This window comes from Massilia sp. TWP1-3-3 (genome assembly GCF_049897805.1).
In the GTDB taxonomy this organism is placed as follows: domain Bacteria; phylum Pseudomonadota; class Gammaproteobacteria; order Burkholderiales; family Burkholderiaceae_D; genus Telluria_A.
In genome coordinates, this window is record NZ_JAFCWX010000002.1 from 261,215 (window position 1) to 273,560 (window position 12,346).

General features: G+C 60.2%; 11 protein-coding genes. 4 read left to right on the forward strand and 7 right to left on the reverse strand.

The genetic code is table 11. From position 1 onward, the window contains the following. Positions 1–35: 35 nt before the first annotated feature. The 3 genes from ACP7D4_RS02880 to ACP7D4_RS02890 form a co-directional block, all read right to left on the reverse strand. The gene (locus ACP7D4_RS02880; protein WP_426207725.1) at positions 36–758 is read right to left on the reverse strand and encodes a hypothetical protein; all 723 of its coding nucleotides are present in this window, start codon (positions 756–758) and stop codon (positions 36–38) included. A gap of 411 nt (positions 759–1,169) precedes the next feature. Then, complete coding sequence (locus tag ACP7D4_RS02885; RefSeq protein WP_426207726.1) at positions 1,170–1,625, reverse strand: FKBP-type peptidyl-prolyl cis-trans isomerase; 456 nt, start codon at positions 1,623–1,625, stop codon at positions 1,170–1,172. 108 nt (positions 1,626–1,733) lie between these two features. Next, entirely contained in the window at positions 1,734–3,611 is a 1,878-nt protein-coding gene (locus ACP7D4_RS02890) for a potassium transporter Kup (RefSeq protein WP_426106524.1), read from the reverse strand. A 220-nt stretch (positions 3,612–3,831) separates the two neighbouring features. Here ACP7D4_RS02890 and rarD point away from each other — a divergent pair, with 220 nt between their 5' ends. Together rarD and ACP7D4_RS02900 are read left to right on the forward strand one after the other, a co-directional pair. Then, on the forward strand, positions 3,832–4,740 hold the full coding sequence (gene rarD, locus ACP7D4_RS02895) for an EamA family transporter RarD (protein WP_426207772.1): 909 nt from the start codon (positions 3,832–3,834) through the stop codon (positions 4,738–4,740). Between the two features lie 255 nt (positions 4,741–4,995). Next, positions 4,996–6,348, forward strand: a complete 1,353-nt coding sequence (locus ACP7D4_RS02900; protein ID WP_426207727.1) for a hypothetical protein — start codon at positions 4,996–4,998, stop codon at positions 6,346–6,348. A gap of 19 nt (positions 6,349–6,367) precedes the next feature. On the opposite strand, the gene ACP7D4_RS02905 is transcribed toward ACP7D4_RS02900, so the two are convergent. Further along, a complete protein-coding gene (locus ACP7D4_RS02905) occupies positions 6,368–7,147 on the reverse strand; it encodes a YfaP family protein (protein WP_426207728.1) in 780 nt (259 codons plus the stop codon). Between the two features lie 154 nt (positions 7,148–7,301). Further along, positions 7,302–8,354 carry a hypothetical protein gene (locus ACP7D4_RS02910; RefSeq protein WP_426105768.1) on the reverse strand — a complete coding sequence of 351 codons (1,053 nt, stop codon included), beginning with the start codon at positions 8,352–8,354 and terminating at the stop codon, positions 7,302–7,304. Positions 8,355–8,580: 226 nt separating this feature from the next. On the opposite strand from ACP7D4_RS02910, the gene ettA reads away from it, so the two are divergent. Next, on the forward strand, positions 8,581–10,248 hold the full coding sequence (ettA, locus tag ACP7D4_RS02915; protein WP_426105770.1) for an energy-dependent translational throttle protein EttA: 1,668 nt from the start codon (positions 8,581–8,583) through the stop codon (positions 10,246–10,248). A 123-nt stretch (positions 10,249–10,371) separates the two neighbouring features. Then, positions 10,372–10,887: an REP-associated tyrosine transposase gene (locus ACP7D4_RS02920; RefSeq protein WP_426207729.1), complete on the forward strand. Its 516-nt coding sequence runs from the start codon at positions 10,372–10,374 to the stop codon at positions 10,885–10,887. Between the two features lie 65 nt (positions 10,888–10,952). On the opposite strand, the gene ACP7D4_RS02925 is transcribed toward ACP7D4_RS02920, so the two are convergent. Together ACP7D4_RS02925 and ACP7D4_RS02930 are read right to left on the reverse strand one after the other, a co-directional pair. After that, positions 10,953–11,519 (reverse strand): porin family protein, encoded by a 567-nt coding sequence (locus tag ACP7D4_RS02925; RefSeq protein ID WP_426207730.1) that lies wholly within the window; start codon positions 11,517–11,519, stop codon positions 10,953–10,955. 191 nt (positions 11,520–11,710) lie between these two features. Continuing rightward, positions 11,711–12,307, reverse strand: coding sequence for an alpha-ketoglutarate-dependent dioxygenase AlkB family protein (locus tag ACP7D4_RS02930; protein ID WP_426105774.1), 597 nt, complete (start codon positions 12,305–12,307; stop codon positions 11,711–11,713). Positions 12,308–12,346 lie beyond the last annotated feature (39 nt).

Consider the following 12,346-nt stretch of genomic DNA (forward strand, 5'->3'; position numbering starts at 1 on the left):
TCGTCACCGTCGTCATAGCTTACGAAACATTTTGGCTAAAAGACAAAACCGGCGCAAAGCCCTGCCCAGCCGCCGAAGGCGCCGGTGGCAAAGCACGCGCCCACAAAAATGTAATAGAACCAGGAACATCCGAACCAGATCAGGCACACGATAACAAGGGCAACGGCAATGACGAGAATGATTGCGATAACGATCCACTGCCATGTTTCAATCGGCGAATGAGGCTTTCGGCCCCAGTCTTCTCCCTCCTGCAAGGCGGCTTCGAGTTCCTGGCAACGAGTGTCGATCGTACCAAGCAGTGCTGCAAAGCCACGGTCACGCAAGGTGCTCACCGTGGCGTCCCAGATGCCTAGCCCTTCAAGCGCGTCCTGGGCAGGCAGGCCCGATTCGCGTAAGGAATTGACGAACATGTCGCGCACCCCGCGCAGAGCGCCTTCGGTCGCGTCCCGATTCCTCGCGTGCCACTGGGCCGCCGCCTCCCGCTCATTACTTTTTTTTGCCATCTCCACCGACAGGGCAGTCACGCACCTGCGCGCCTGGTCCATTTCTCGCTGAACGCTGAGGCGATCGGCAGAGCCGCCATCGATGCCCAGCGCCGCAGAGAGTTCGTCACGCTTGAGGGCCTCATGCCCCCTATGGATGAAGCGGCCAATTTCCCTTACGATCAGTAGCGGTCGTCTCAGATCCGCCTGGTCGAGCAATTCCCTTGTCTGAGACGGTAGCTCATCGAGCGTCTTGTGGCAGTTGCATGCATGCATGGCGATTCCTTGTTATGAGTCTGTTAAAAGGAGGTTGTCCTACTTTGTCAGACACTCATTTTTGGCGGAGTTCACCAGAACTACTGGAAGAAGCTGTAAAGCTTGTTCCAGCGCAAGGACGGGGCGGGGGGCGGGGCGCTGCGCGCGCGGGTTGGTGCGCAGCAAGGCCGGGATGTGCCGGTTGCCGATCTCGCTGTGACGATCGAACAAGCGCACCAGAACCCGGCTGCCGATCTTTGCCGGTCGCGCCGCGTAGCTGCTATGGTTTGTCGAGCGCGCGCCAATGGCCTGGTGGCCGCTGGCCGGCGCGCTGGCGTTTGCCGCACTGGTGGCGCTGGCGGCCACCACGCGCCACACGCTGGCGGCGATGCGGATCGCCCCGGCGCTGGCGCTGCGTGCTTGACGCGATGCTTACTGGACTTCGACCAGCTCCAGGTCAAACACCAGGCCGGAGTTGGCCGGGATCTTGGCGCTGGCGGTGGCGCCGTAAGCCAGGCTGGCCGGAATCATCACGGTGCGCTTGCCGCCCACTTTCATGCCGGTGACGCCCTGGTCGAAGCCGGCGATCACGCCGCCGGCGCCCGTTTTACCGACCAGATACTGGTACGGGACACCGCCGATTGAGGTTTCGAACTGGGTGCCCTTGAAGGACGCGACGGTGGTGTTGTACAGGTAGCCGGTGTAATGGACTTTGACCGTCTTGCCGGGAACTGCGATGGCGCCGCTGCCCACCAGGGTATCGTTGGTGGAGAGCGTGGCAGGGCTAAATACGGTAGGGGCCGCCGGGGCCGGATCCGAACCGCCGCCGCACGCGGTCAAGGTGGCGACGGCGAGCATGGCGGCGATCAGGGAAAGCTTGAATTTCATGGGTGTCCTTGGATGGATGGCTGCGAAGGGGTGGCTGTAAAGCGAGCGCCTGGGCAGTGTACCCATGAACCACTCCCCTGGCTACGCGCAGTGTGTATAAGCTTTGTCTCAAATTTCTACCTGGGTTCCCAGTTCGATGACGCGGTTGGTCGGGATCTGGTAGTAGTCGGCCGCGCCCCTGGCATTGCGCGACATGGCCACGTACACGTGCTCGCGCCACGGCGCCATGCCCGCGCCCGGCGTCGAGATGACGGTCTGGCGCGCGATGAAGAACGAGGTGTCGAGCATCTCGAACACCAGGCCGTCCTTCTCGCAATACGACAGTACCTTGGGAATGTCCGGCTCGTCCTTGAAACCGTAGAAGACGTTGATCTGGTAGCAGTTGTGACCCAGCGTGACGACCTTGGTCTGCTCGGCCGGCGCGACCCACGGCTCTTCGACCATGTGCACCGTCAGGAACACCACGCGCTCATGGAGCACCTTGTTGTGCGAAAGGTTATGCAGCATGGCATGCGGTACGCCGTCGCTCTCGCCGCGCAGGAAAATGGCGGTGCCGTAGACGCGCGTGGGCGGGGCCACGAACAGCGACTGCAGGAATTCTTCAAGCGGAATGGCGTGCTTTTGCAGGTTCTCGAACACCAGCTGGCGCCCGCGCTTCCACGTCATCATCGCGGTAAACAGGATGGCGCCGAGCAGCAGCGGGAACCAGCCGCCGTGGAACAGCTTGAGCGAAGTCGACGAGAACAGCGCAATGTCCATAATCATGAAAAACCCGGTCGCGCCAAAGCACAGCGCCAGCGGCAGGTTCCAGCGGTAGCGCGTAACGAAAAACGTCAGGACCGTGGTGCAGAACATGGTTGCGGTGACCGCGATGCCGTAGGCGCCGGCCAGATTGTCCGATGACTGGAAAATGAGCACGGCCAGCAGCACGATCGACAATTGCAGCCAGTTGACGGCCGGGATGTAAATCTGGCCGATTTCGCTTTCCGACGTGTGCAGCACGCGCATGCGCGGCAACAGGCCCAGCGCGATGGCTTGCTTGGTCATCGAAAAGGTGCCCGAGATGGTTGCCTGCGAGGCGATCACGGCTGCCATGGTGGAAAGCACGACCAGCGGATAGATGGCCCAGCCGCCGACCTGGTTGAAGAAGGGGTTGCTGATGGCGGCCGGGTCGTTGATCAGCAAGGCGCCCTGGCCCAGGTAATTGAGCGCCAGCGCGGGAAAGGCGACCATGAACCAGGCGGCGCGGATCGGTTTTTTGCCAAAGTGACCCATGTCGGCATACAGCGCTTCGGCGCCGGTGATGGCCAGCACGACGGCGCCCAGCGCAACAAAGGCAGTGAATTTATTTTCAATCATGAAGCGCAAGGCATGCCACGGATTGAGGGCGGCGACGATCTGCGGCGCCTTGATGATATGCATCACCCCCATCACGGCCAGCGCGATGAACCAGATCAGCATGACCGGGCCGAACCAGCGGCCGATGCCGGCCGTGCCGCGCCGCTGCAAGGAATAGAGCGCGATCAGCACGGCGATGGTGATTGGCACCACGTACGATTTCATGCCCGGCGCGGCCACTTCCAGACCCTCGATCGCGCCGAGCACGGAAATGGCCGGCGTGATCACGCTGTCGCCGTAAAACATGGTGGCCCCAAAGACGCCGACCACCATCAACGGCAGATACCAGCTCGAGTTCTTGGTCACCGAATTCAAGGCCAGCGCCATCAGTGCCATGATGCCGCCCTCGCCGCGGTTGTCGGCCCGCAGTACCAGCGTGACGTATTTGAGCGACACGATCAGCGTCAGCGCCCAGAAAATAAGGGAAATCACGCCCAGCAGATTGGGCGTATTGAGCGCCAGGCCATGTTCGGGATCGAAAATGGCTTTCAGCGTGTAGAGCGGGCTGGTGCCGATGTCGCCATAGACGATGCCGACGGCGGACAAGGTCATCGCCGCCAGGCTGCTTTTCTTGTGTTCAGAGGTCAAGGTCGCACCATATGCTAGTTTTGGTGCGTTGCACAATAGAATAGGGCAAGCTAAAAAGCAAGCGCAATTCCGTTGCGTTAACGACACCAGTTGGTCCAGTGGGATAAATAATGTCAGGACTTTACCACTTTCATTGGGGAAGTCCCATTTCCAGGAGACGCCAGCAAAGCGCGTGCAAAGAGGCCATAATGTTTGTCCAATGAATGATTGAATGCTTATCATGCGCACCGGCGTCATCTCTGCTGGCCTGGCGTTTCTCTGCTGGGGCCTGTTTCCACTGTATTTTCACGCCATCAGCGACGTTTCGCCGCTGCAAATCCTGATCCACCGCGTGCTGTGGTCGCTGTTGTTTTTGACCATCATCCTGACCGTACGCCACCAGTGGAAGTGGCTGAGCGAACTGCGCCGCGCGCCGCGCGTCATGGCCAGCTTTGCCGTCAGCTCGGTGCTGCTGAGCGGAAACTGGCTGTTGTATATCTGGGCCGTCAACAATGGCCACGTGATCGACGCCAGCCTGGGCTACTTCATCAATCCCCTGGTCAACGTCATGCTCGGCTATTTGGTGCTCAAGGAGCGCCTGCGCAAGGGACAGTGGGCGGCCATCGGCATCGCTGCCCTCGGCGTGCTGTGGCTGACCTGGCAGGCGGGCCACATGCCGTGGATTGCGCTGGCGCTGGCAGCGTCGTTCGGCGGCTACGGACTGATGCGCAAAACGGCCAAGCTCGGTGCGCTGGAGGGCTTGTCGTTTGAAACCATGGTCTTGTTTCCGTTCGCGCTGGCCTACCTGGTGTGGCTGACGCTGCACGACCAGAACAGTTTTATCACGACCACGTCGAACACCACACGCTGGTTGCTGGTGGCGTCAGGGCCCATTACGGCGATCCCGCTGCTGTTGTTTGCCTCGGGCGCGCGCAAGATTCCCCTGTCGGTGCTGGGTCTGCTGCAGTATATCGGGCCGACCATCCAGCTAAGCCTGGGAATTTTCATGTTCCACGAAGCTTTTACCGCGGCGCGGCTGGTCGGCTTTGCGCTGATCTGGGGCGCGCTGGCGCTGTATGCGTCAGAGGGGCTCTTGATGGGCAGGCGCAAGGCGCCGCAGCTGCAGCCGGTCGCTGAAACGGCGCGCTGAAAAGGCCGTTGCAATCGTTGAATTTGATCGCGCTAGCAGACAAATCCCCGCAGCAAGATCTTGCGTTGACAGCACATTGATGAAAGCGCATCATTGCCGATAGCGGAGAAAGGTTGCCAAAACCACCCTATCAAGGCCACCGTTTCCCGCATGCCACGCTGACCAGGCTGTTTCAGGGATCAGCGTCGCGACTGTGGATTCGCGCACCACGGCATGTCGCGCGTCACGAAGCAAGTCACGTCTGCGGGAGACAAGATGGCGATCTCACTGAAACAAAACCCAGCCTGGATGAACGAGAAAACACGTCCGGCATCGAAGTATACGCCGGTCATGTTTCCCAAGGTAACGCCGCTGGGCGAGAAGGCGGAAATGCTGGCCATCGTCGAACGACGGATCGCAAGTTGCCAGCGACTCGCGCTCGTTCGCAACGACATGCTGGATACGGCGGCCTGGTTTTCGTTTCGACACGACCAGATGCGCGAGCGAAACCTCAGGCCGCATAACGTTCCCATCTTCGTGCTCAGTGGCGGCAATGCCCAGCGGATCAAGCAAGAATTTGAGCAAGCCCGTGGCTATACGCTGGCCTGGCATCCCGCTACCGCGCGCAACGAACCGGTTTATCTGTTCGTCCACAATAGCGACTACAACACTTACCGCAAAACCTTGAGCGCGCAATTTGGCCAGTACCGCAACCTGTTTTTGGTCGGGTGGGACGGGGGCCAGCTGACGGGCTTTGGCGCTGCGCGCGCTGCCGTGTTGTCGTATGCCGATTGCCTGCCATATGCGCCGCAACGGTTGATCATGATGGATCAGGACGTGGTGGCCACGGAAATGACGAGACCGAGCTCGTCGGATGTCACGAACAAAGTTCTAGAATTGCACCGGACGCAAAAAAAACCTGTCATCGGCTACGGAGTCGGCTTTCCCAAGCGGGAAGCGAAGATTCCTTCCACGTCCGAGCAGCTCACCGGCACCTATACCCGGGACCTGCCGAAAGGAAAAAGTGTTCCCGGTGAAGTACTGAACGAACAGCAACAAGCCCTCTCGGTTAAAAAGAAAGATCTGCCTGCCAGGAACAGCACGATCGACTTTGCCGGTGCGAGCGCCCAACCGAGCCCAAGCCCGTTCGCACCGATCCAGCAATTTGTCTCGATCAAGGCACCGTTTCGCAAGAAAAACGATGGCATCTATCCGGCTTTCATGGTGGCTGGCGGCGAAGACATGTTGATGACGCAGCTCGAGAAATTGCAGACCAAAAACGCGGAGGGCATCCCCACGGCCAATCCGACGGTAAGGAACGAGAAGATTTTCAAGAAAGCGCTGCCCGGCGAGGCTGACGCGCCGAATATTTACTGGTCGGAAAAACGCATCAAGACGCTCGACGAGCTGTTCAAGGACGAAGAAGATACCCAGGTAAGCTATGAGGGAGGACCGGCGATGAAGCTGAAAGACTTGTGCCAGCATTTTGTTGCGAAAGGCTACATCAAGCCGGCCGAGGTCTCCGGAACTGCGGCGCTGATTATCGAGCGCATCATCCTCAAAGCCAACCAGGTAGAGGGCGCGTGGCCCGAGCAATACGACGGCAATATCCTGAACCGATTCGCGTAGACCCGAGCAGCAATGCGTATCAGTAGACGAAGGACTTCACCAGCATTAAGTCCCCAATGCTGCGCAGCGGCAGCACCAGCGTTTCGCGTTTTTCGCGCGCCGTGTTTTCGTTGAACACCATCGTCAGGCGCGCCGTGATGATCTGCATGTTGCGGTTGGTTTCATCGAAGTGGTAACCGTTGGCGCCCAGCTTGCCCCAGTAATTGATATACACGTGGTAAGCGCCGCGCTGGGGCGACGCCATGGTGAACATTTCCGGCCCCGGTCCGTCGACGCTGTCGACGTCGAGCCCGCCGCCGTTGGTCAGCACCGGATGGCCAAAATACGCGTGCTGGCCGTCAGGGGTGATGATGTGCATGTCGATTTCGGCCTCGACGTCGTCCCACGCGCAAATGATGCGGATTGCCGGCTTGGGCTGGGTCTGGTCGGTTTCGTAAAATTGCACGCGGCTGAGCGACTTGCCGTCCGGCGAGCGCATCTCCACGCTGTTGGAGCCGGCGCCGAAACGGTACGGCCGTGCATAGTTGCCCTGCGCATCGGTCTGCAACGGCAGCGGATTGCCGTTGACGATCAGCTGGTGCAGCCGTTTGCCGCCGGCCGCCGCGATCTTCCCCTTGATCATGTTGCGCTTGGTTTGGGCGCCGCGGTCGATCGGCGAATACGGGTAGGCCAGCGTGGCGTCATCGGTCTTGTCGACCAGGCCCCTGCGATTCCAGCCGCCGCCCGGCGCGACAATCGTTTGCGCGACGGCAGGGGTGCTCGCCAGCAGCAGCACGCACAGTTTCCAGGACATTCTCATTGCGACTCCACAGGTGCCGGTTGCGCTCCCAAGCAATGATGCAAAAGAAGCAATAACAGCATTGTAGCCTGAGCTTGCCTTACTCTCGGCAAAAATTAAGACGCCGCAAGGAAAGCGCGATGGCTGAGAACTTGTCGCGCGCTGGTCGCCTGGTTTACGCCGTCTGTGCCGCGCTTTCCTCGTCGCCCCAGCCTTTGATCAGATACCACAAGGCGCTGGCCCCAATGATCGTTCCAATGGGAAACCAAAACAGCAGAAGGGAGCCAAGGACAATGCCAAGGATGCGCCCGAGTTTGGTATGGCGCTTGATTTCCGCGCTTGCATAAAACATCGCCCCGGTCACGCCGGTCAGGACAGCCATGACCCACATTAACTCGTGGCTCAGCGGCTTGCCTGAAAACAGTTCGCCACCTCCCAGCAAAACGATTCCGGCCACCTCTATCCAGGCCAGCACGGTGAAAATGCGCGCTGCCTTTTCATACGGCAGCAAAGCGCCGCCGGCGCGCATTCCCGGCGCCCGCATGGTCGCGCCGGCGTGAGCATAAGGATTTGCGCTGTCGCGCGTGCCGAACACCGTTCCGCCGCCGGCCGGGGTGTGCGCGCGGACGCTGTCCAGTCCCGCCATCAGGTCGGCCAGCTTGAGCCGCGAGCCGATGACTTCGCGCATCTGCGCCAGCCTGGTCAGCACGGCTTGCAGTTCCTGCTCGGTCGGGCGCAGCCGCGCGAGCGTTTTGGCCAGCACGGGAACAATTTCGCGCCGCATGAAGGTGCGGCCCATTTCAAAGTGGGTGGCGGCGAAGTAAGTGACGACCTTGGGCGCGAGGAGTTGGAAAGGCTCCATGATCAGGCTGCGGCGCGTGTCCTCCGCAATGGTCGACAGCGCAGTGCGGACCTGGTGTTCGAGCACCAGGCGATCCTTGTGGAACTCGGCCAGCCTGGGGAAGGTTTGCCTGATCAGCTCGGGCATTGGCTCGACTTTTTTCGCGAACGTGGCGTAGCGATCCGGGACGGCGTTCAGCAGCACATTGCAAGCGAGGCAGTTACGCTGGTACCCCACCAGGTCGCCCTCGCCGGCGGTAATGTAATAGATGTGCCCGGCCATACCGACCCGTTCCAGCGAAAACGGCGCGGCGCAAAGGCAAATCGGACAGAAATCCGCCACATAGCCCAGGTGGCGATACACGGCTTTCTTACCCCAGATGATCATCGCGCACTCCATGCTTTTTTGAATGCATCGATCATGCCACGGGTTCATCTGTCAAGCGAGCAATATTTATTATTGGAAACTTCCACCTTTCGGCAAGCCCATCGTTTTGCCGGCGCCCAGGACCTGCCGGAAATGGGCTGCCGCAGTGAAATCGAGGTGAAAAGGCCAATCGACGGCCCATTTATTGTATCCTGTTGACCTTCCGTTTAATCCCCGAGAGTCCTTAATGGCCAATTACGTCTACACCATGAACAAAGTGGGCAAAATCGTCCCACCTAAACGCCAGATCCTGAAGGACATTTCCCTGTCCTTCTTCCCCGGCGCCAAGATTGGCGTGCTGGGCTTGAACGGCTCCGGCAAATCGACCTTGCTCAAGATCATGGCTGGCATCGACACCGACATCCAGGGCGAAGCCGTGCCAATGCCGGGCCTGAACATTGGCTACCTGCCGCAGGAACCCGAACTCGATCCGGAAATGACGGTGCGCCAGATCGTGGAATCGGGCCTGGGCGAAGTGTTCGAAGCACAAGCCAAGCTCGAAGCCGTGTACGCCGCCTATGCCGACGAAGACGCCGACTTTGACGCGCTCGCCGAAGAACAGGCGCGCCTGGAAGCGATCATCTCGACCTCCGACGGCGGCAACCTGAACCTGCAGCTGGAAATGGCCGCCGACGCGCTGCGCCTGCCGCCGTGGGACGCCAAGGTCGGCATCTTGTCGGGTGGCGAAAAGCGCCGCGTGGCGCTGTGCCGCCTGCTGCTCTCCAAGCCCGACATGCTGCTGCTCGACGAGCCGACCAACCACCTCGATGCCGAGTCGGTGGACTGGCTCGAGCAATTTTTGCTGCGCTTTCCGGGCACCGTGGTGGGCATCACCCACGATCGCTACTTCCTCGACAACGCTGCCGAATGGATCCTGGAACTGGACCGCGGCCATGGCATTCCATGGAAGGGCAACTACAGCTCGTGGCTCGAGCAAAAGGGCGCGCGCCTCAAGCAGGAAGAAGCGACGGAATCGTCGCGCCAGAAAACCATCGCCAAGGAGTTGGAGTGGGTGCGCCAGAATCCCAAGGGCCGCCAGGCCAAGAGCAAGGCCCGCCTGGCGCGCTTTAACGAAATGTCCGAGCACGAGTACCAGAAGCGCAACGAAACGTCCGAGATCTTCATTCCCGTGGCAGAGCGCCTGGGCAATGACGTCATCGAATTCAAGAATGTATCGAAAGCGTTTGGCGACCGCCTGCTGATCGACAACCTGTCATTCGTCATTCCACCGGGCGCGATCGTGGGCATCATCGGCCCGAACGGCGCCGGTAAATCGACCTTGTTCAAGATGATTACGGGCAAAGAGCAGCCTGACAGCGGCGAGGTGGTGATCGGCCAGACGGCGCGCGTGTCGATCGTCGACCAGACGCGCGACGACCTGACCAATACCAAGACCGTGTTCGACGATGTTGCGGGCGGCGCCGACATGCTGACCGTGGGCCGCTTCGACATGCCCTCGCGCGCCTACCTGGGCCGCTTCAACTTCAAGGGATCGGACCAGCAGAAAATCGTGGGTAACCTGTCCGGCGGCGAGCGCGGCCGTCTGCATCTGGCCAAGACCTTGCTACAGGGCGGCAACGTCTTACTGCTCGATGAACCGTCCAACGACCTGGACGTGGAAACCTTGCGGGCGCTGGAAGATGCGCTGCTTGAATTTGCAGGCAGCGTGATGGTGATCTCCCACGATCGCTGGTTCCTGGACCGGATCGCCACGCACATCCTCGCGTTTGAAGGCAATTCGCAGGTGACTTTCTTTGACGGCAACTACCAGGAATACGAAGCCGACAAGAAGAAGCGTCTGGGCGAAGAAGGCGCTAAGCCGAAGCGGATTCGCTACAAGCCGCTGACGGTGTAAGGGTTCAGCGCAGTTGCTCGCGTCCTCGCGACGACGCGAGGACGCTGCGGGGGCTGATTCGTTCCCCCAACCCGATTGACCGAATCGGCGCCCCATCCCCACTCTCCCGGCACACTGGCCGGCATGAGCACTTACCGCCACAATCGCGTTCCCGGCCACAGCTACTTGTTCACCGTGCGCCTGTCCGACCCCGACAGCGCCCTGCTGACCGAACACATCTCCGCCTTTGGCGAAGCAATCCGGCTCGCGCGCAGCAAACGGCCCTTCCACGTTGACGCCTGGGTCGTGCTGCACAATCATTCGCACGCCATCTGGACGCTGCCCCCGGGCGACCATGATTGCGCCAGCCGCTGGCGCGCCGTCAAGATTGCCTTTTCCAAGGCCGTGCGCAAGGCCAGGGCACCGCGCGCCACCGACGCCATCTGGGAGCGCCACTACCGCGCACGCCGCATCGCCACCGATGACGAGTACCGTGCGCTGGTCGACTATGTCCATGCCAACCCCGTCGCCCACGGCATATGCGCCGCTGCCGCCGACTGGCCCTGGTCGTCGGTGCATCGCTTCGCCGCCGCCGGATTGATCCCGGACGCGCACGCAAAAAAGGCCCCGCAGGGCCTTTTTTTTGACGACGCCAGTTAGACTGGCAAGGAGCTTCTCGGCTAGAGCGTTTCGGCTAGAGCGTTCAGCTAAAGCGTTTCAACACCTTAGAAACTGTAACGGGCGCCGAGGGTGACGGCGTTCGCCTTCACGCCAAAGTCCTTGTTCTTGCCATAGCGCTCATACTCGAGAGACAGCGCAACCTTGTCGCTGATCTTGTACTGTCCACCCAGGCCGGCGTACACCTCGGTGTCGCTGTCGTTGGCATTGCCCAGCGTGGTGGAACGCATCTTAGTCTTGCTGTATCCCACGCCCAATTTGCCGTACAACGAGAACCCATCGTTCATTGGCATAGTTGCCTTGGCTGCCAGGTACGAGCGGCTGCCTTCCGTGGTGGCCGAACCGGTGGTGGCGCCGATGGTGTAGGTGTGGTCAGCCTTGCGCACGTCGGTGTAGCCTGCCTCGACGCCGAACATCGGGTTCACGTCAAAACCGCCGAAAATCTTGCCCGATGCTTTCCAGCCGTCCGAGCTGCTCGAACCGGCCGCGCCGATCTTGAAGTCATGGTCTGCACTGGCAACGCCAAGACCAATGTACGGGCTGGAAATTTGTTGTGCCTGAGCTGCGCTCATGGCGGCCACGCCGGCCAGTACTGCAAAAATAAGCTTTTTCATGTTCGGATCCTTTTTTTAAAACCGTCTGGTCCGCAATTCACAATGAATCGCGAGGTAGCCAAGATAGCATCGTCAAAAGTGCAATGGCATGCTCAATCCGTAAAAAACGTAAGCAAATGTAAGGAAAAGCGCAAATAAATGACTTTCCGGTCAGAAATATATGCATATGTATTATTAGAAATTGCCAGAAGTTAGCAGATAAAGCGGAAAGTGAGGTTAAGCCGTGGCCCCAGTGAGCGGGTAGTCTTGTTGATGCCGTGCGACCAGTTGGCCTGGATGGCGCCGGCCATCAGCAGCAGGCAGCCGTCGGTCAAATCGAGCTTGACGGTGCGTTTGCTGCCCTTGTGGCGCAAGATGAACGTGCGCGTGGCGCCGAAACTGAGCGACGCGATGGCCGGCGCCGGTCCCAGCGCCGCTTCGTCGTCGCTGTGCATGCCCATGCTGTCGCGCTCGTTCCGGTAATAGTTCAGCAGCACGCTATTGAATCGCCGTCCCGTTGCAGCCTCTACCGCTTGCCTGATGTGCGCCAGTAACGGTGTAAACGGCAACGCCGTCATGGTCAATCCCGAATAGGCGTAGCCCGCGTCGCCGTGCCAGGCGGTCAGCCGTGGCTGCAGGAATTGCTTGCCCCACAGCGTGATCGATTCTTCGCGCCAGTCGGTCTCGGCCACGAGGCGCGCCATCACGGCCGCATTATCCAGGCCGAGCGGCAGTTGGGTCAGCATCGACAGTTCGCCGTCTTCCAGGGGAATGGGGGTCAGGGCTGCAGTTGGGGAAAACAGGTCCATAAGAAAGCGCTATCATGGGAAAACGTCAACCGGACCCTA